We start from the raw sequence: 19561 nt of genomic DNA, 5'->3' as shown, positions 1-19561 counted from the left end.
GCCTCAGCTCAGTCCGGCGGGCAGCTCCTCGGCATGGACGATCTCGAGGCGGCGCGTCGGGCGGGTGAGCGCCACATACAGGTCGCCGGGCCGCGGTGCGATCGCGGCGGGCTCGACGACCACGGCCACGTCGAACTCGAGGCCCTTGGTCTGGCGGGCCGTGTGCACCTCGACCTCGACCGAGCTGTCGACCTGAGTCGCCGCCACGGCCTCGCGGACCTCGCGCGCCATCGCGTCGGGCACGATCATGGCGACGAGTCCACCCTCGCCTTCCGCCATCGACTCCGCGTGCTGCGCGGCGAGCCGTGTCGCAGCGGCGACCACCTCGCTGGCGTCGTCGACACGTGTGGTAGCCATCGCATCATCCAGCTCGCGGGCGGCTCGCAGCTCGCTCACGGGCAGTCGCGCGGCGGCCGCGAAGCGTTGAGCGGCGTCCGCGACGGCGGCGGGGATCCGGTAGGAGATGGTGAGCTCGCGCATCTGCCAGGACTCGCCGAACAGCGGGTCCATCGTCTCGGGCCACCAGCGGGTGCCGGCGGCCGAGGCGACCTGCGCCACGTCTCCCACAATGGTGAAGGAACGCGTGGGGCAACGCCGCAGCAGCATGCGCCACGCCATCGGCGACAGCTCCTGAGCCTCGTCGACGACCACGTGCCCGTAGGTCCAGGTGCGGTCCCTGATGGCCCGTTCGGCGACGGACATGCGCGCCTCGCCGCCCTTCATCCGCGCCGCGAGGGACTCCGCCGTGACCATGCCGTCTCCGCCGAACGTGTCGAGCACGGAGCGCGCGTAATCGAGCTCCTCCTCGCTCGCCTCGGCGCGCGCGGCACGGGGCGCGTCTCCGGGCAGGTCACCCAGCAGCTCGGCCGCCTCGTCGAGCAGCGGGATGTCGGCCTCCGTGAAGGGGGCCGATGCGGGCCGGAGCAGGAGGTCTCGCTCGTCCTGGTCGAAGGCGCGGGCGGCGTAGTCGAGGAGGTGCGGCTTCGAGAACAGGTCGCGCAGCAGCTGGGCGGGGGAGACGGGCAACCAGCACAGGTTGAGTGCGACCCGGACCGCCTTCGAATCCAGCACGTCGCGCTGGAGATCGAGCCTGTCATCGGCGTCGAGGTGGGACTCGAGCTGCTCCATCAGCTGCGTCGTCAGGCGCGAGATCATGTCCTTCGCGAACGCGGCGCGGGCATCGTTGTGGGGGCGGCCCTCGCGCCTGGCGCGCGACTGGGCCTCCTTGACGTCGGACCGGCGGATCACGATGGTGCGCCCATCGATGCGGACCTCTTGGTCTGACTTCGGGACGCGCTGGCGCTCGCGCACCGCTTGCCTGATGACGGTCGACATCTCGGTCCGCCCCTTGATCGCGGCGGTGGCATCGGGCTCGATGCCCGTGATCGGCACCCCGCGGACCAGCCCCGCGAGGGTGGTCGACACGGCTCCGGTCTCGCCGAGCGAGGGGAGCACGTGATCGATGTAGCGCAGGAACTGACGCGAGGGCCCGATCATCAGCACGCCGCGCTTCTCGAGCTGCTCGCGGTGGTGGTACATGAGGAAGGCGGCACGGTGCAGGGCGACGGCGGTCTTGCCGGTGCCGGGTCCGCCCTGGACCACGAGAGCGCCCGTGAGCGGGGCGCGGATGACCTCGTCCTGCTCGGTCTGAATCGTCGCGACGATGTCGCCCATCCGGCCCGTGCGGCGCGCGCCCAGCGCGGCCAGCAGCGCGCCCTCGCCGGCGAGTCCCTCGTCGAGGCCCGCCTCGTGCAGGCGGGCCACATCGAGAACGTCGTCCTCGACCGCCACGACGGTCCGGCCGCGGGTGGTGAGGTGGCGACGATTGACGACGCCGCCGGGGTTCGCGGCGGTCGCGGCGTAGAACGCCTGCGCAGCCGGCGCCCGCCAGTCGGTCAGCAACGGCGCGTGGTCGGCGTCCGAGAGCCCGATGCGGCCCACGTAGAAGCGCTCCCCATTGTGGAGGTCGAGCCGGCCAAAGCACAGTCGGTCCTCGACCGCGTCGAGCTGCATGATGCGGTCCTCGTACAGAGTCGCGAAGGAGTCCCGCTCGGAACGGTTCTGCGGGGACCCTGAAGGGCCCTCGCGGCGGATGCCCGCGAGCCGACGTCCCGCCTCGTCCCTCACCTCGTCGAGGCGCGCATACAGCGTGTCCACCACGTGCTGCTCTGCATCCAGTCCGCGGCGCTCCGCGGCAAGGGTGCGGTCGTCGTGCATCGGCATACCTCTCGTCGCTCCGGGGCTCCCTGCCCGAGGCAGTCATCCATTATCCCCGCCACCGCGTCTGCTCGCTACCACCTACAGGCCGCGATGTCGGAACTCTCCCCAGCCCTCGCATCGGCCACTGACCGCGGTTTCGCGGTCAGCGTGAAGACGGGCGAGACGAGGGGTGCGCGCCTGCACGCGTGGGACACTGGATGAATCATGGATACCCCACTCGTCAGCTGGAACCCCGACGGCGTCGACGCATGGACGACCACCGCGCCCACCGAGGGTGCGGTGCTCGTACACTCGCTGCGCGGCTTCATCGACGCCGGGCGCGCGGGCGCCCTTGTGTCGCAGCACATCCTCGACGAGTCGGAACCGGTGAGGGTCGCGAGCTTCGACATCGATCAGCTTCTCGACTACCGGTCGCGCCGTCCCGAGATGACCTTCTCGCTGAATCAGTGGACGGAATACGACGAGCCGCACTTGGACGTGGACATGGTCCATGACGCCGAAGGCCGGCCGTTCCTGCTGCTGCATGGCTTCGAGCCGGACATTCGCTGGGAGCACTACATTCGTGCCGTGCGGGAAATAGTGGAGCGCTTGGGTGTGGAGCTCACGCTCGGCACCCACGGCATCCCCATGGCCGTGCCGCACACGCGGCCGCTGACGGCGACCGTGCACGGCACGCGTCAAGATCTACTGCCCGGCACGCCGAGCGTGTTCGGCACAGTGACGGTGCCCGCGAGCGCGCAGAACCTCATGGAGTACCGGTTCGGCCAGTGGGGGCTCGCGGCGATCAACGTCGCCGTGCACGTGCCGCACTACCTCGCGCAGTCGTCCTTCCCGCAGGCCGCGCAGAAGGCGATCGAGGAGATCGAGGGGATCTCTGGCCTCGCGCTCGAGTCGGATTCCCTCGACGAAGGCGCCGCGAGAGCGGCCGAGGAGATCTCTCGTCAGACCTCCGAATCGGAGGAGGTGCAGGCGCTCGTGCAGCAGCTGGAGGAACAGTACGACGCCTATCTGGAGCAGCGCGACACCGGCATCGCGATGGACGGTCCGCTGCCTTCAGCGGAGGAGATCGGTGCCGAGTTTGAAAAATTTCTTGAGCAACATCGCCAAGATCCTCCCCCTGGGCCGTAATCCGTGTCATGCTAGTGGTGGTTGCAAGAACGTAGTGTGCAAGAACCGGTCTGTTCAGACCCGGGGCGAGACATTGCGGCGACGAGCTCGGACACAGTGTCCAGGCTTCCCGTCACCCGGGCAGTACAGATAGGAAATACGCATGGCACAGGGATCTGTTAAGTGGTTCAACGCTGAAAAGGGCTACGGCTTCATTGCACAGGACGGCGGCGGCGCCGACGTCTTCGTGCACTACTCCGCGATTGAGACCGACGGCTACAAGTCGCTCGAAGAGGCGCAGCGCGTCGAGTTCGAGGTGACCGAGGGCCCCAAGGGCCCCCAGGCCGAGGCAGTTCGCGCGATCTAAGCATCCGCTAACTTTCTTCAGAAGGCCGTCGTCCCGCAAGGGGCGGCGGCCTTCTGTCATGTCCGGACCCCGACTTCGGGGCCCGGCGCGGGGCACTCAGGCAGGGCGAGACGCGACGCAGGCTGCGTGACTCTCGCGGGGCGCCGCTATCCCGTCCAGCCGGGGTCCACCCCGGTGGGAAGCGGGGCCGAGGCGGCGTAGCGGCGCAGCGCATCCGCGCCGACGGAGGTCGCCGCCACCAGCACCACGTTGCCCCGCCGCTTGCCCTTGAGGACGGCGGGCTCCGCCACCGCGACCACCGCCGTGAAAGCGGTGCGAGCCGCGGAGACGTCGAGCCGGTGCGTGACCGAGCCCGGCACCACACTGACGTTGGCCACGACCAGACCATGGGGACGCACGGCCTGGCGAGCGTGATGCCACCAGTCCGCGTTCGCGAGCTCCGGCGGAGTGGCATCTCCAGCGAACGCGTCGCGGATCAGCAGGTCCAGGCTGTCGGGGTGGCGCGAGCGGACCGCATCGAGCCCGTCCTGCTGACGCACTCGCAGCTGCGGGGATCGTGGCAGGTCCCACCACTCGCGTGCGAGGTCGGGCAGCGTCGCGTCGACGTCGACGGCGATGTGCCTTGAGTCCGGGTACGCGTCCACGAGGTGGCGTGCCATGGTGCACACACCCGCACCCACATGCAGCGCGAGCATGCGCGGGGGCGGCCCCCAGGCGGCGACAGCGGCCGAAAGGTGGCGCATGTACTCGAAGTCGAGCACGCTCGCATCTGCGTGCATCGAAGAACTGGGAACACCATTGACCCATACGGTCGTTGAACCATCAGGATCGTCAGTGAGATGGACGGAGCCGGTGGAGATGGGCAGCGATACATCGCGAGGGACACCCTCAGCCACGCGCGTCGCGCGGGTGCGTCTGGCCATTGCGCGGGCTCCGTTCGGCTGACTAGTGAATGACGACTCGTGGAACTACACTAGAGATAATCGCGGACCGCAATGAAGGAGGTCGACCATGCCGCTGTCGGAATATGAGCAGCGCGTGCTCTCGCAGCTCGAGCAAGATCTCGGGCAAGACGCTTCTCTCCACCGCGCAATGAACCGCGGTCCGCGCACGCCCGTGAGGGTGATCGGGGCCGCGATCGGCGTGCTGATCGGCCTCGGCATCGTCCTCGTCGGGGTCATGGCCGAGTTGCCGCTGGTGGGCGTGGCTGGCTTCGCAGTGATGGCGGGGGTCGCGCTGTGGGCGCTCCTCGGCCCTCGCAAGTCGGCCGTCCCCTCATCCAAGGAGGCCGGCGCCGCGGGTGGTCGACGCAAGGCGTCCTCCCCCAAGGACAACAAGGACTTCATGCAGCGCATGGAGGAGCGGTTCGACCGCCGCCGCGAGCAGGGCGAGCTGTAGCAGCCGGCCCGCTGGGCATCGGCCGGTCCTGTCTGAACTGCTCGGTCGTCTGGACTGCTCCGTCTTCTGAATTGCACTGGTGCTTGACGTGCGCCGCAGGGTGACCTGACGTCCCGGTCGTCTCACTGTGGCCACCGCGTGAGTGAGGCCTAGCGGCCGTCCCATGTGGAACCTGAACGTCTCGAGTCCTGCTCGGCCATCGCCTTGCCTCGGGTGGCCTTTCCTTGACCCGCGGGCTGGGAATCGGCCGTGGCCTCGGTGAGGACCGCATCGGCCCAGGTCCGCAAGTGTTGCACCTCGCTCGCGCTGCCCGCAGGGGCGTAGCGATGGTCGGCGACGGCGTGAGCCAACCGTGTCATCGACTCGGTCGCGTGCCCGGTGAGCCCGGGACCCGCTGATCTCATGGTCTCGACGACGTGTTCGGCTGCCTCGTGCGGGGTCAGCGCCGCCGACCATCGCACCGAGGGGGGCAGCCGGCGTCGGAGCGATTCCCACTCCGCCTCAGTTCCGTGCAGTCGCGATACCCGGACCGCGCCCCGGCGGCTCCACCACCAAATGGCGGCCGCGACGGCGATCACCAGCACCGCACCGATCCCCGCCCACGCCCACACGGGGAATGGCTCTTCCGCCGTCTCGGTCGGCGCCGGCATGCCCGGGCCGGCGGGGGAGCCGTCCGGGGCGACAGGCTCGCCCGGCACCGCGTCAGGGATCATTCCAGGTGTGAGGTCCTGCGGAGTCGACGAGCCATTCGCGTAGGGGTCCGCGTACGCGGGCGGCATCCCGGACTGGATCGCCGGGGTCGGCTCGAACCGCACCCATCCTTCGCCCGGGAACCACACCTCAGGCCACGCGTGCGCGTCGCCGCCCTGAACCACCCAGGTGCCCTGATCGGTAGCAGAACCGGACAGGAATCCCACGGCCATGCGAGCGGGAATTCCGAGCGAGCGCGCCATCATCACCATGGTCGTCGCGAACTGCACGCAATAGCCCTCGCGGTCGTCGAGGAATGTGCTGATGGCGTCGCCGCCCGTCGGATCCACCGACGTGTCGTAGGTGAACTCCGAGGCGTTGCGCAGATATCCCTGCAGTGCGAGCGCCTGCTCGTACCGGGACGATGTGCCGGCGGTCACCTCCCGCGCGAGAGTCTGCACACGGCCGGAGTCGATCGCGGGCGAGATGTCGAGATAGCGAGGGTCCTCTGGCGCCGCACCCTCGTCGATCTGCGCCTGCGCGGCCTCGAGCTCCTCCTCCTGGTGGAACTGCGTGTCCGTCACCATCGAGTAGCGCACGTCGCGCGCCGTCACGCCTTCGCCCACCACCTCGTCGCGCTCGGCGTCGTAGAACCAGTCGCCTTCGATCTCCACGCTCCGGGGAGTGGGAGGCAGCGGCAGGTTGGTCTCCGTCAGGTCGAGCACCTGCATCTCGATGCGGCTGCGCTCGCGCCCGTCCCAGTCGTCGATGGGCGCCGTCCACAGCGGTCTGCCCGCTGCAGGCTGCACCGGCGTCTCGGTCGCCTCCCGCGCCCACTGCACGCCGTCGAAGTCGGTGAGTGTGTAGAGCCGGAAGGAATCGGGCCGGTCGCCCGTCGTCTCGTACACCAGCACGGGCGAGGTTGAGTTGGCGGTGAGCGAGGTGCGCAGGTCCAGCGCGAGGTTGAGCCGAGTGGAGGTGTCGAGTCCGGAAGGGGCGTCGATCCGCGGGATCATCCCCCAGCCCAGGCCTCCCAGGGCGGTCGGCGCCACGAGCAGCACGCCTGCGAGTGCGGCGGTGGTGGCGGTCACCGCTCCGCCGAGGCCCGGCCGGCCCTCGACCCCGGACGGGCGGCGGGTGAGCGCCAGCGTGGCGAGCCACGCGGCTATCGCGCAGATGAGGGCGGTCGCTGACACGCGGTGCTGAAAGATGACGGCTGGCATCCACGGCACGAGCAGCAGCAGGCCCGCGGTGGCGGCTGCTCGCCAGGACACCGCGAGGTGGTCAGCCACCAGGAACAGGGCCAGCACGCCCGCTGCGATCAGAGCCGTGAACGAGGGGTCTGGAGGAGCCGGTGCCACCGTCTGCGCTGCGTAGTCCACGCCTCCGCGGATGGCGGCACCCAGGTCACGCAGGGCATCGGGGGTGGGCAGCAGGCGTGCCTCACCGTCCTCCGTGACCGCGAACAGCGGCACCATGGCCACGACGGAGGCGATCGCGGCGATCAGCGTGGGTAGCGCGCGCGACCGGCTCGCCAGCCGCGTGAGCGCCGAGGCCACGACCGCGACGGCGAGCACCAGCGCCACGTCCGTCAGCCACGCGCCGATCTCGATCATCACGCCAAGTCCGTAGATTCCCAGGAAGGTCGCCACCGCGACCAGCGGCGTCGCGATCCACGGGGAGCGGTCCCTGGCGGTCATTCGATCTCCCCGGCCCGCAGCATGCGGGTCCACAGCTCTGCCAGGTCGTCGGAGGGGGAGGCGGTCGTCGCGCGCCATCCCGCGCGCCGCAGTCCGCGCACCGTGCGACCGGCGTCGGCCTCCGTGCTCGGACTCACGCGGACGATCGCCCACGCCCGCCCCGCCTCGCCGATGGGGACCAGGGCATCGAGCGCCCGCTCGGACAGCGGTTCGAGCACGCCGACGGTCACCTCGCCATGACGGGAATCGTCGGCAGCGAGCGCGGCTGAGCGGACCAGCTGGGCGGTGGAATCGGCGCGGGACACGGGCGAGCGAAGGTCGATCGTCTGATTCAGCAGCTCGAACCGCGCAAGCTCGCCGCCGCGTTCGCCGAGGTGGCGCATCGCCTCGGCATCCATTCCCGGGCCGATCATGCGCACGGGATGTCCCGAGTCGAGCACGGACAGGGCGATCGAGGCAGCTGCCGAGATGGCCCACTCGAGTGCGAGCGGCTCGCGGGGAGCATCCAGGATCACTGTGGCCGGGCGACGACCGGCCCGCTCGTCCGAGCGCACCAGCATGGTGCCGAGTCGAGCCGAGCTGGCCCAATGTACTCGGCGCAGGTCGTCTCCCTCGCGGTAGTCGCGTAGCGACGCATCGTCCGGCGAAGGCGTGCGCGCCCCCATCACCACTCGGTCGGCGTGCCCCATCAGGGCGCCCGCCGTTCCCGACAGGTCCACGACGGCGGGCCACACCGGCACCAGCTCAGCCTCGCCCACGGGGGTGTCAGCGCGCATCATGCCAAAGGGATCGCCGGAGTGCACCAGCGCGGGCCCTAGCGGCCAGCGCCCTCGACGTGTGGGGTGCAGCGAGTACCGCAGCGTCAGGATGCCCTCGCCGCGCGTCACGGTGGCCTTGGTGCCGACTCCGCCGGTGAGCTCGGCGGCAGCCTGCTCACGCAGGTCAAGGTGCTCCGTCACCGAGCGACGTAGCCGCGGGTGGCGAGAGCTGCCTCGCGAGTCGATCGTCACGCTCACCGTTCCGGGCACCCCCGCCGTGAGTGGGTGAGGCACGACATCCCTGCGCGTTGCGGGGATAGCGCGCAGGAACGCGTCGACGGCAAGGACGAGCCAGATCCACCCGACCGCCACCGCACATGTCATGGCCACGCCCACGTAGACGAGGATGGGCGTCGACAGCCCGACCCCGAGCGCTGCGATGACCACCCCGGCAGCCAGCACCCCTACGCCCCGGCTCGTCATCTGCGCGTCCGAGCGCGGGCGCCCGGCCTGTCGCGGAGGCGCCGCACGAGGGGTCGCGGTGGCGGTCATGCCGTGGGCGCCGCCTGGTGTCGGGAGCGATCCGCCGCCGTCTCGCGCCGGGGCGCTGCGTCTCGAGCGGACACCGGCACGTCGGTGCGGTCCACGATGTCGCGCGTGGTCTGCTGGGGGGTACGGCCCGCCAGGCGAGACTCGGTGGACGGGATGAGCCGATGCGCGAGCACCGGCACGGCGAGCGCCTTCACGTCGTCGGGCAGGACGTGGTTGCGGCCTGCCATCGCGGCGCGCGCCTTCGACGCCGCGAGCAGTTGGAGAGCGGCGCGCGGCGAGGCGCCAAGCCGCAGCCCCGGCTCTTCGCGAGTCGCGCCGACGAGGTCCACGATGTACTGCTTGATGGCCGGAGCCACGTAGATGCGCCGGGCGATGTCGATGGCCCTCGCCAGCGCGGCCGCGTCCGCGACGGGCTTGACGAGAGTCAATGGGTCGACGCCGTCGTGGCTGTCGAGCATCGCCATCTCGTCACGGGGGAGCGGGTAGCCCACGGAGACCTGCGCCATGAACCGGTCGCGTTGCGCCTCCGGGAGGGGATAGGTGCCTTCCATCTCGATAGGGTTCTGGGTCGCGACCACGAGGAACGGGCTGGGCAGTTCGCGCGTGAGTCCATCGATCGTCACCGCGCGTTCCTGCATGCTCTCGAGAAGGGCCGACTGTGTCTTGGGCGAGGCCCGGTTGATCTCGTCCGCGATCACGACGTTCGCGAAGACGGGGCCCGGCCGGAACTCGAAACGGTGCTCGTCGGCGCGGTAGATGCTGACCCCGGTGACGTCCGACGGCAGCAGGTCCGGCGTGAATTGGATGCGGCCCACGCTGCAGTCGATGCTCTTCGCGAACGCGCGCGCCAGGGTGGTCTTGCCGACCCCGGGGACGTCCTCCATGAGGAGGTGGCCCTGCGCCAGCACCGTCGACAGGGTCCCGGAGATCGCGTGATCGAGTCCGGAGAGCACTGACGAGATCGACGCACGGATGCGCGACGTGAGGTCGGCGACCTCGTCAAGCTCACTCTCGGTGGGCAGATTCTGGGTCATGAACGCTCCTTTGCAGCCTGCGTTCGAGCCTAGGCGATGCCGCGGTCGACGACATCTCCGCTGCCAGCCGTGACACTCGCGGCGCACACAAAGGCCCCCACTCTGCTCCACTCCTACTTACCTGGGAGTTTGCGTCAACTGTGGCGAACTTCTCATGAGTTCCGATTGAAAGTGGAGTGAAGTGGAGTAATGTGGGGCGCACTGGCGAGTCGTGGCTTGAGGAGGTGACCCAGGTGTCCGAGCCCTTAGCGCACGGTCTTGGCCCCACCGGGGTCTTCCTCGGCACGTTCACGCCGCGACTCGACGACAAAGGGCGGCTGATCCTGCCGGCGAAGTTCAGGGGTCGGCTCGCCTCCGGACTGGTCGCCACCCGCGGCCTGGACCGGTGCGTGTTCCTGTTTCCGTTGGACGAGTTCGCATCTGTGCACGATCGCCTGCGGAAGGCCCCGCTCGAGAACAAGCGCGCTCGCGACTACCTGCGGAACTTCCTCGGGCACGCCCAGGACGACATCCCCGACAAGCAGGGCCGGATCCTGCTGAGTGGCGCGCTGCGCGGCTATGCCGGGATCGATCGCGAGGTCGCGGTCGTGGGGATGGGATCGCGTGTGGAGATCTGGGATGCCGCCACCTGGGAGCAGTACTTGGTGGACGGCGAAGAGGACTACGCGGCCACAGCCGCAGAGGTATTTGACGACATGTGAATCACCGTGGCCCGCGGTCTCCTCCCGAGCTGCTCTGACGGACTTCCCCCCGACAGAGAGCCGGAGGGAGACCACGGGCCACGGCGACAAGGACGAACGAGAGGGAGGGACGAGCGATGACCGATGCGGCCTCGCGGCACCAGCCGGTGCTGCTGCAGCGTTGCATCGACCTGCTCTCCCCGTCCCTCGACCGCGACGGCGCCGTGGCGATCGACGGCACTCTCGGCATGGGCGGCCACACCGAGGCACTGCTCGAGCAGTGCCCGCGGGCGACCGTCGTGGGAATCGACCGGGACCGCCAGGCGATCGAGATTGCGTCGGAGCGTCTCGCTCGGTTCGGCGACCGGTTTGTCGCCCACCACGCCGAGTACGACGACGTCGACGGCGCACTCACCCAGGTGGGCGCCGACGCAGCTGACGGGATCCTGCTCGACCTCGGTGTCAGCTCTCTGCAGATCGACGAGGCCGATCGCGGCTTCTCGTACGCGCAGGACGCCCCGTTGGACATGCGCATGAACCGCGAGGACCCGGTCACGGCCGCGGACATCCTGCGCGACTGGGACCAGCGCGAAATCGCGCGGATCCTGCGCGAGTACGGCGAGGAGCGGTTCGCAGCCCGCATCGCCGAGTCGATCGTCAAGCGGCGTGAGGAGTCGCCCGTGACGCGCAGCGCCGAGCTCGCGGACATCGTGCGCGCCTGCATACCCGCGGCATCGCGGCAGCCGGGCTCCAACCCCGCCAAGCGCACGTTCCAGGCGCTGCGCATCGCCGTCAACCGGGAGCTCGAGGTGCTCGAGCGCACCATGCCTGCCGTGATCGAGGGCACCCGAGTAGGCGGCCGTGTGGTCGTGATGGCGTACCACTCCCTCGAGGACCGGATCGTCAAGACGGCTTTGACCGCCGGAGCGACCAACGCCTCACCTCCCGGCCTGCCCGTGGTGCCCGACGAGGACCAGCCGTACCTGCGCCTGCTGACCAGGGGCGCCGAGAAGGCCTCGGCCGAGGAGGCCGACGGAAACCCGCGCGCCACCTCGGTACGGCTGCGCGCCGCCGAGCGCACCCGACTCACCCCGCCCAAGCGTCTGCGGAGAACCTCATGAGTGCCGCCCCGCTGCGCCGGCTCCAGGAGGCGCCGGCGCGTCCGCGACCCGCCGGAGGCGCCGCATCGGCCGCCGCCCGTGCCAACCCCGTCACCCGGCCCGCAACCGAGTCCAGGCCGCGCCTGCGCGCCGTGGGCACGCCCGAGCAGGCGCGCTCCCTCGCCCCATTCGCGTGGGGCTGCGTGCTGATCATCCTGGGAGCCCTCTCGACCGTGCTGCTGCTCAACACCGCCATGGCGCAGGGCGCATACGAACGGCGCGACCTCAAGATCGAAATCGCGAACCTGCACCAGGAGCGCTCTTCGCTGGTCACCGCGATCGAGGCCAACTCGGCGCCGACGCGCCTGGCGAATGCCGCCACTGAGCTCGGGATGAGGCCCGCCGAGACGTACGGCTTCGTCTCGCTCGCCGATGCCGACAGTGCGAACCGTGACCAGGGGGATCAACCATGACCGATGGTGACCGGCGCGATCCCCGTGGGCGCGGCTATCGTCAGCGCTCGGCAGGCCCCCGCGGCTCCGCCGCGCGCCCCTCGCGTTCCGGCAGTGCAGGAGCGACCCGCCGCCCCGCGACCGTGCGGGTCGCCACGTCGGCGAGCGGATCGCGCCCCGTGCGGATCGGCGACCCGCAGACCCGCCAGCGCATCGTGACCCTCGTGACCCTCGTGATCCTGGCCGTGTTCGCCGCACGGCTGGTGGTGATCCAGGGGGTCAACTCCTCCGAGCTGTCCAGCGCGGCGCTCGAGAACCGCTTGGCCACGTCGACCATCGAGCCCGTGCGCGCCGACATCGTCGACCGCAACGGCGTGGTGATGGCCACCTCGGCTCAGCGATATCACGTGTTCGTCGACCAGACGGAGCTCAAGGGCTTCCAGCGCATCGAGAACAAGCAGGTGATCGCCGAGGGTCCGCTGGACGCCGCCGAGATCCTGGCACCCATCCTGGGCGTCGAAGAGTCCGAGCTCGCCGCCGACCTCGTGGGCGACAAGACCTTTCAGTACATCGCCAAGTACGTGACTCCGGAGGTGTGGGCGCTGATCGATGCCGAGCGCATCACCGGCATCGACCGAGAGCCGGTGACCGAGCGCATGTACCCCAACGGGGACGTGGGCGGCAACGTCGTGGGTTTCGTGGGCGGGCGCGACGACAGGCAGGGAGTCGACTGGGGTCTGGCGGGCGTCGAGGCCGCCTTCGAGGACGAGCTGCTGGGGACGCCCGGATCTCTCACCTACGAGTCCGACGCTCGCGGCGGCACCGTGATCCCCACCGGCGTGCTCGAGGAGGAGGCCGCGGTGCCCGGTTCGACCGTGCAGCTCACCCTCGACCGCGACATCCAGTTCTACGCGCAGCAGGCGCTCGAGGACGCGCTGGAGGTCAACGGCGGCTCCCAGGGCATCGTGCTGGTCCAGGACGTCGAGACCGGAGAGTTCTTGGCGGTCGCGGATTCCGGCGCCGTGGACCCCAACGACCCCGGTGCGACGGACGCCGCAGCGCGTGGCTCTCGCGCCGTCGAGGACATCTTCGAGCCCGGCTCGACAGCGAAGGTCATCACCATGGCGGCCGCCCTCGAGGAGGGCATCGCAACGCCGACCAGCCGCTACATCGCGCCGTACCAGTACACGACCGACAACAACCAGACATTCAAGGACTCGCACGCGCACGAGGACCAGAAGCTCACGCTGTCGGGCGTGCTGGTGACGTCGTCGAACACCGGCACCATTCAGGTGGGCGAGGACCTCACGGAGGCCCAACGCCATCAGTACCTGGAGGCGTTCGGCTTCGGCTCTCCGACGAACGTCGGCCTCCCCACCGAGGTGGGCGGCATCCTCCACCCGTGGCAGCAGTGGGACGGCCGCACCAAGTGGGCCGTGCTGTACGGCCAGGGCGTGGCGACCACCGCGCTGCAGACCAGCCAGGTTTACCAGACCATCGCCAACGGCGGCGTGCGGCTGCAGCCCTCGGTCGTCAAGGGGTACGAGACCGCGGAGGACGTCTTCATCGTCCGCGATACTGATGAGCCTCGGCGGGTGGTGTCCGAGGAGACCGCGGATCAGTTGATGCTGATGCTCGAGGACGTGACGGAGTCCGGCACCGGTGGTCTTGCGAAGATCGACGGCTATCGCGTGGCGGGCAAGACCGGCACCGCGGAGGCCGCTGACGAGACGGGGGCGTTGAATCGCTTGGTGTCGTCGTTCGTCGGAGTGGCTCCGGCCGATGATCCGCGTATCGTCGTCTCCGTGATCGTGTGGGACCCCAAGTCCTCGATCTGGGGCGGCGAGGTCGCGGCCCCGGTGTTCAAGGACGTGACGACCTTTGCCCTGCAGGCTCTCCGGGTCCCGCCCTCGGGCCCCCGCGAAGAGATGTATCCAACGACCTGGGAGTGAACGTGCAGGAGATGGCGCTGCGTCCTTCGAGAGCGGTGCCCCGCACGCTCGCCGAACTGGCTGACCGTGCGGGTGCGCGCCTGCGTGCGCGCGCCGAGCGGGAGTCCGAGCCGGTGGGCGAAGACCCCGGATCCGTGCTGGTGACGGGCGCGACGGTGGACTCGCACTCCGTCTTTCCCGGCGACCTCTTTGGCGCCTTCCCGGGGCTCAAGGTCCACGGTGCGCGGTTCGCGGCCGATGCGGTCGCGGCGGGGGCGGTCGCTGTCCTGACCGACGGGGAGGGCGAGGCGCTGCTCGCCGCCTCCGGCGTCGACGTCCCCGTGCTGATCGTCGCCGATGCTCGGCGCGCGATGGGCGAGGCGGCCGCGCTGGTCTACGGCGACCCGAGCCGCGAGCTCGTGTTCGTCGGCATCACGGGCACCAACGGCAAGACCACCACGGCGTACTTCGTCGACAACGCCCTCGCGCAGGTGCATGAGCGCCGCGGCATCATGGGCACCGTCGAGCTGCGGATCCTCGACGAGACCGTCGAGTCGCCGCGCACGACGGTCGAGTCCCCGGTGCTGCACGGACTGCTCGCCCGCATGCGCGATCAAGGCGTCACGGCCGCCGTCACCGAGGTCAGCTCGCACGCGGCGGCCCTGGAGCGCATCAGCGGGGTCGAGTTCTCCGTCGCGGTGTTCACCAACCTGCAGTGGGACCACCTGGACTTCCACGGCACCATGGAGGACTATCTCGACGCCAAGGCCCGGCTGTTCGAGCCAGGCCGCGCCGCTCGCGGCATCATCAACGTCGACGACAAGTGGGGTCGCGCTCTCGCGGCGCGCGTCGAAGTCCCGGTCGAGACCGTATCGACGCACGTCGACGACCCGCAGGCCGCCGATTGGACCGTGACGTGGGCGGACGTGGGTCTCGACGGCGTGGGCTCGCGCTTCACCTTCACCGACCCGCGGGGAGCCGAGCACACCGCCGAGTCGCCGCTGCCGGGCCTCGTCAACGTCTCGAACGCCATGGTGGCCATCGCGACCGCGCACGCCGCCGGGGTGCCCCTGCCGCAGGCCATCGCTGGCGTGGCGACCGCGCACGCCGTGCCGGGACGGATGGAGCGCGTCGTCGAGCGCACAGAGACTGACCCGCTCGCGATCGTCGACTACGCGCACACGCCCGATGCGCTCACGCTCGCACTTCAGGGCGTGCGCCCGATCACGCCCGGCCGGCTCATCCTGATCTTCGGTTCGGACGGCGACCGCGACCAGGGCAAGCGCCCGGTGATGGGCGGCATCGCCGCCGAGCTCGCAGACGTCATCGTGCTCACCGACGAGAATCCCCGATCCGAGGAGCCGGCCGCGGTGCGTTCCGCGATCCGGGCGGGAATCGAGCAGGTGCGACCCGACCTGCACGACGTGCACGAGGTCGAACCACGCGTGGCCGCGGTCGAGTACGCGCTGCGGCTCGCACGCCCCGAGGACACCGTGATCGTCACGGGCAAGGGCCACGAGCCCACCCAGGAGATCGCCGGAGTGTTCCACCGCTACAACGATCGCGACGCGTACCTCGCGGCGCACGCCCGGATCATCGCGGAGCGCCAGGGACGGACGGCGGACGCGGGACCCGAGGCGCACGTGACCGTCCACGGCCCCGTGACATCGGCACAAACGGGCACCGGGAACCACGCATGAGGCCGCTGACGGCCCAGTGGGTGGCAAACGCCGTGGCCGGCGAGCTCGCGGCCGAGGTGGACACCCGCGTCACGTCGGTGGAGAAGGACTCCCGCGACGTCCGGCCGGGTGCGCTGTACGCGGCCTTCGTGGGCGAGCGTGTCGACGGCCACGAGTACGCGCCCCGCGCCTTCGAGGCGGGAGCGACGCTCGCACTGGTCTCCCAGCCCGTCGCCGGCCCCCACGTGCTCGTCGAGGACGTGACTGCAGCGCTCGGCCGCCTCGCCAGCGCGTACCTGGCCCTGCTGCGCACCGAGGGCGACCTCACGGTGATCGGCATCACGGGTTCCAATGGCAAGACCACCGCCAAGGACCTGCTGGCTCAGGTGCTCGATGACGTGGTGGCGCCGGTCGGCAGCTTCAACAACGAGATCGGCCTGCCGCTCACCGTCCTGCGAGCCGACGCCTCCACGCGCCACCTCGTGCTCGAGATGGGCGCCTCCGCTCCCGGAGACCTCGCCTACCTCACGCGGATCGCGCCCCTGGACATCGCGGTCGTGCTCACGGTCGGCACTGCTCACCTGGGAGGCTACGGCTCCCCGGAGGCTCTAGCCGCGGAGAAGGCGACGCTGCTCGACGGGCTGGTACCCGGCGGCTTGGCGCTGCTGAACGCCGACGACGACAGGGTGGTGGCGATGGCCGCGCGGCCCTCGCTGCAGACGGATGGTCGGCGGGTGCGCATGTACGGCACCACCCCCGGCTCCGCCCTCGTCGCCACCGACATCGCCCTCGAACGCGGACGCCCGTCATTCACCATTGCCGGAGAGGGCATCTCGAGTGCGGGCCGGCCCCGCGCCCAGCTCCGGCTGGTCGGCGAGCACCACGTGACCAACGCGCTGGCCGCTCTCGCAGTGGCCCTCGAGTGCGGCACGGACCTAGACGAGGCCCTGGCGCGCCTGAGCGAAGCGCTGCCCCTCAGCCCCCACCGCATGGCACTGACCGAGCGCAGCGACGGCGTGTGGATCCTCGACGACAGCTACAACGCGTCACCGGAGTCGATGCGCGCCGCGCTACGGGCGCTCAGGGAGGTCGCCACCACCGGCCGGTCCTTCGCCGTGATCGGCGAGATGAGGGAGATGGGCGACTCCTCGCGGGCCGGGCACGAGGAGATCGGTCTGGACGTCGTGCGGCTCAGAATCGACCACCTGCTGGTGGTGGGGGAGGGCGCCAAGCCCGCCCACGCATCGGCCGTCCGCGAAGGCTCGTGGGGAGACGAGGCCGCTTACGTCGCTACCATTGACGAGGCCCGCGCGTTCCTGGACGGGCGCCTCACGCGCGGCGACACCGTGCTGATCAAGGCGTCCCACGGAGCCGGGCTGTGGAAGCTGGCCGACGATCTGCTGGGAGTTGACTCATGAGAGCGGTGGTCTTCGCGGGCGGAATCTCGCTCTTCATCGCGCTGCTCGGCACCCCGCTGTTCATCCGCTTCCTCACCCGTCACCAGTACGGGCAGTTCATCCGCCACGACGGGCCCGCGACCCACCTGGTGAAGCGCGGCACCCCCACCATGGGCGGCGTGGTCATCATCCTCGCCACCGTGCTCGGGTGGCTGGGTGCGAACCTCCTCACCGGCCGCACGCCGTACGCCTCGTCCATGCTCGTGGTGCTGCTCATCGTCGGGCTGGGGCTGGTGGGGTTCCTGGACGACTACATCAAGATCCGCCAAGAGCGGTCGCTGGGCCTCAAAGCGCGCTACAAGATCCTGGGTCAAGCGGTGGTCGGCATCACCTTCGCGGTGCTCGCCCTGCAGTTCCCCAACAGCTACGACGACACGCCCGCGTCCACCTCCATCTCGTTCCTGCGCGACACCGCTCTCGACCTGGCCTACTGGGGTCCAGCGATCGGGATCATCCTGTTCATCGTGTGGGCGAACTTCCTCATCGCCGCCTGGTCCAACGCCGTCAACCTCACCGATGGGCTCGACGGTCTCGCCACCGGTGCGGCGCTGATCTTCTTCGGTGCCTACACCGTGATCGGTATCTGGCAGTACAACCAGTGGTGCGGCTTCACGTCGTACGACAGCCTCTGCTACGAGGTGCGAGACCCGCGTGACCTTGCCATCCTCGGAGCCGCCATCGCCGGCGCCTGCTTCGGCTTCCTGTGGTGGAACGCTTCTCCCGCGAAGATCTTCATGGGAGACACCGGCTCGCTCGCCCTGGGCGGCGCGATCGCCGGCGTCACCATCATGTCGCGCACCGAACTGCTGGGCGTCATCATCGGTGGGCTGTTCGTCATCATCGTGGCGAGCTCGGTGATCCAGATCGGCTGGTTCAAGCTGTCGGGCGGTAAACGGGTGTTCAAGATGGCGCCCCTGCATCATCACTTCGAGATGATCGGCTGGGGCGAGGTGACCATCGTCATCCGCTTCTGGATCCTCGCGGGGCTGGCTGCCGCGGCGGGCATCGGCATCTTCTACGCCGAGTGGATCGCCGCGCTGCCACCGGGAGAGTGACCATGGCAACGTCCCCCATCGCCGGCCTCGCCGTCCTGATCCTCGGGCTCGGCGTCGCAGGCCGCTCCGCGCTGGTCGCGTGCCGCGAGCTCGGTGCGCACGCCGTGACGGTCGACCCGGGCGCTCCCGATGCTGACCACGCGAGCGTCGACCAGGTCGAGCTCGGACGCATCGACGTGTGCATGTCCTCGCCCGGCTTCGCTCCGCACACGCCCGAGGTGCGCGCCGTGCAGGCCGCGGGCATCGAGATCTGGTCCGAGATGGAGTTCGCGTGGCGCGTGCGCCACGCGGGCGTCCCGTGGGTGCTCGTGACGGGCACCAATGGCAAGACCACCACCACGCAGATGGTGGGCGCGATCGCGGCTGCAGGCGGTCTTGACGCGGCTGTGTGCGGCAACATGGGCGTGCCTGTCATCGCGGCCGCCCGGGAGCCCCACGACCTGATCGCGGTGGAGATCGCGAGCCTGCAGCTGCACTTCACCTCCACGCTGTCGCCCCACGCCGCCGTGTGCCTCAATGCGGACGAGGATCATCTGGACTGGCACGGCTCCGTCGACGAGTACCGGGCGGACAAGGCCCGGGTCTACCGCCATGTGCAGGTCGCATGCGTCTACGGAGCTCACGACGCGCTGGTCGAGTCGATGGTGGCGGACGCGGACGTGGTCGAGGGAGCCCGGGCGATCGGCATCACCCGCGGAGCACCGACGGTGTCGCAACTGGGGGTGGTCGACGGCGTGCTTCTGGACCGCGCCTTCCACGATTCTCGCCGCTCGGAGGCCGTCGAGATCGGCCACGTCGACGACCTGTCTCACCTCGTCGCAGGAGACGTGCCGCCGTACCTGGTCTTCAACGCGCTCGCGGCCGCCGCCCTCGCCCGCGCGGTGGGCGTCGCGCCCGATGCGGTGGCGCAGGGGCTGCGAGCCTTCTCCCTCGACGCACACCGCACCGCGCACGTCGCGACCCTGGAGGGAGTGACGTACGTCGACGATTCGAAGGCTACGAACGCGCACGCGGCACTGGCAGCCTTCGGCGGCCGCGCGCCGGGATCCGTGGTGTGGATCGCCGGCGGCCAGGCCAAGGGCCAGGAGTTCGACGGGCTGGTCGCGGCCCTGCGGACCCGGCTGCGCGCCGTGGTCCTGATAGGCGTCGATCCCGAGCCGCTCGCATCGGCGCTGGCGGGACACGCGGCCGATATCCCCGTGACGCGCATCGCGCCGGGCGACACTGTGATGCAGCAGGCGGTGCGCGAGGCCCGTGGGCTCGCCCAAGAGGGCGACACGGTGCTCCTGTCACCCGCCTGCGCGTCGTTCGATCAGTTCCGCAGCTACGCGGACAGGGGAGAAGCCTTCGCTCATGCGGTGAGGGCGAGCGCTTAAGGAGG

General features: G+C 70.0%; 16 protein-coding genes. 11 read left to right on the top strand and 5 right to left on the bottom strand.

What is annotated here, in order from left to right; translation table 11 throughout:
- Nucleotides 1-3: 3 nt before the first annotated feature.
- Complete coding sequence (locus ACNI3K_RS07200; protein WP_419391206.1) at nucleotides 4-2217, bottom strand: HelD family protein; 2214 nt, start codon at nucleotides 2215-2217, stop codon at nucleotides 4-6.
- A gap of 207 nt (nucleotides 2218-2424) precedes the next feature.
- Between ACNI3K_RS07200 and ACNI3K_RS07195 the strand changes: the two genes are divergently transcribed.
- Together ACNI3K_RS07195 and ACNI3K_RS07190 are read left to right on the top strand one after the other, a co-directional pair.
- Nucleotides 2425-3348, top strand: a complete 924-nt coding sequence (locus ACNI3K_RS07195) for a PAC2 family protein (RefSeq protein ID WP_419391205.1) — start codon at nucleotides 2425-2427, stop codon at nucleotides 3346-3348.
- A 142-nt stretch (nucleotides 3349-3490) separates the two neighbouring features.
- Nucleotides 3491-3694, top strand: coding sequence for a cold-shock protein (locus ACNI3K_RS07190; RefSeq protein WP_062134680.1), 204 nt, complete (start codon nucleotides 3491-3493; stop codon nucleotides 3692-3694).
- 146 nt (nucleotides 3695-3840) lie between these two features.
- Here the strand turns inward: ACNI3K_RS07190 and ACNI3K_RS07185 are convergent, their stop codons facing one another.
- On the bottom strand, nucleotides 3841-4617 hold the full coding sequence (locus ACNI3K_RS07185; protein WP_419391204.1) for a spermidine synthase: 777 nt from the start codon (nucleotides 4615-4617) through the stop codon (nucleotides 3841-3843).
- A gap of 88 nt (nucleotides 4618-4705) precedes the next feature.
- Between ACNI3K_RS07185 and ACNI3K_RS07180 the strand changes: the two genes are divergently transcribed.
- Entirely contained in the window at nucleotides 4706-5092 is a 387-nt protein-coding gene (locus tag ACNI3K_RS07180) for an SCO2097 family morphological protein (protein ID WP_419391203.1), read from the top strand.
- A gap of 149 nt (nucleotides 5093-5241) precedes the next feature.
- Here ACNI3K_RS07180 and ACNI3K_RS07175 read toward each other — a convergent pair whose 3' ends face one another.
- Genes ACNI3K_RS07175 through ACNI3K_RS07165 form a run of 3 tightly spaced genes read right to left on the bottom strand, consistent with a single transcriptional unit; the run spans nucleotide 5242 to nucleotide 9826 of the window.
- Nucleotides 5242-7482 (bottom strand): transglutaminase TgpA family protein, encoded by a 2241-nt coding sequence (locus ACNI3K_RS07175; protein ID WP_419391202.1) that lies wholly within the window; start codon nucleotides 7480-7482, stop codon nucleotides 5242-5244.
- Nucleotides 7479-8792 (bottom strand): DUF58 domain-containing protein, encoded by a 1314-nt coding sequence (locus ACNI3K_RS07170; protein WP_419391201.1) that lies wholly within the window; start codon nucleotides 8790-8792, stop codon nucleotides 7479-7481. The genes ACNI3K_RS07175 and ACNI3K_RS07170 overlap by 4 nt, the downstream gene beginning before the upstream one ends.
- The gene (locus tag ACNI3K_RS07165) at nucleotides 8789-9826 is read right to left on the bottom strand and encodes an AAA family ATPase (RefSeq protein ID WP_419391200.1); all 1038 of its coding nucleotides are present in this window, start codon (nucleotides 9824-9826) and stop codon (nucleotides 8789-8791) included. Before ACNI3K_RS07165 ends, ACNI3K_RS07170 begins: the two co-directional genes overlap by 4 nt.
- Before the next feature lie 233 nt (nucleotides 9827-10059).
- On the opposite strand from ACNI3K_RS07165, the gene mraZ reads away from it, so the two are divergent.
- The 8 genes from mraZ to murD all read left to right on the top strand — a co-directional run bounded on the left by mraZ (nucleotide 10060) and on the right by murD (nucleotide 19556).
- Complete coding sequence (gene mraZ / locus ACNI3K_RS07160; protein WP_419391199.1) at nucleotides 10060-10527, top strand: division/cell wall cluster transcriptional repressor MraZ; 468 nt, start codon at nucleotides 10060-10062, stop codon at nucleotides 10525-10527.
- A 116-nt stretch (nucleotides 10528-10643) separates the two neighbouring features.
- On the top strand, nucleotides 10644-11627 hold the full coding sequence (gene rsmH / locus ACNI3K_RS07155) for a 16S rRNA (cytosine(1402)-N(4))-methyltransferase RsmH (protein WP_419391198.1): 984 nt from the start codon (nucleotides 10644-10646) through the stop codon (nucleotides 11625-11627).
- Nucleotides 11624-12079, top strand: coding sequence for a cell division protein FtsL (gene ftsL, locus ACNI3K_RS07150; protein ID WP_419391197.1), 456 nt, complete (start codon nucleotides 11624-11626; stop codon nucleotides 12077-12079). The genes rsmH and ftsL overlap by 4 nt, the downstream gene beginning before the upstream one ends.
- Entirely contained in the window at nucleotides 12076-14010 is a 1935-nt protein-coding gene (locus ACNI3K_RS07145) for a peptidoglycan D,D-transpeptidase FtsI family protein (protein ID WP_419391196.1), read from the top strand. Before ftsL ends, ACNI3K_RS07145 begins: the two co-directional genes overlap by 4 nt.
- The gene (locus ACNI3K_RS07140; protein WP_419391195.1) at nucleotides 14007-15689 is read left to right on the top strand and encodes a UDP-N-acetylmuramoyl-L-alanyl-D-glutamate--2,6-diaminopimelate ligase; all 1683 of its coding nucleotides are present in this window, start codon (nucleotides 14007-14009) and stop codon (nucleotides 15687-15689) included. Before ACNI3K_RS07145 ends, ACNI3K_RS07140 begins: the two co-directional genes overlap by 4 nt.
- Nucleotides 15686-17086: a UDP-N-acetylmuramoyl-tripeptide--D-alanyl-D-alanine ligase gene (locus ACNI3K_RS07135; protein WP_419391194.1), complete on the top strand. Its 1401-nt coding sequence runs from the start codon at nucleotides 15686-15688 to the stop codon at nucleotides 17084-17086. Before ACNI3K_RS07140 ends, ACNI3K_RS07135 begins: the two co-directional genes overlap by 4 nt.
- Nucleotides 17083-18180, top strand: coding sequence for a phospho-N-acetylmuramoyl-pentapeptide-transferase (gene mraY, locus ACNI3K_RS07130; protein ID WP_419391193.1), 1098 nt, complete (start codon nucleotides 17083-17085; stop codon nucleotides 18178-18180). Before ACNI3K_RS07135 ends, mraY begins: the two co-directional genes overlap by 4 nt.
- A 2-nt stretch (nucleotides 18181-18182) precedes the next feature.
- On the top strand, nucleotides 18183-19556 hold the full coding sequence (gene murD / locus ACNI3K_RS07125) for a UDP-N-acetylmuramoyl-L-alanine--D-glutamate ligase (RefSeq protein WP_419391192.1): 1374 nt from the start codon (nucleotides 18183-18185) through the stop codon (nucleotides 19554-19556).
- Nucleotides 19557-19561 lie beyond the last annotated feature (5 nt).

The sequence above is a fragment of the Demequina ureilytica genome, assembly GCF_048553575.1.
In the GTDB taxonomy this organism is placed as follows: Bacteria; Actinomycetota; Actinomycetes; order Actinomycetales; family Demequinaceae; genus Demequina.
This window is presented reverse-complemented; position numbering and strand designations above follow the sequence as displayed.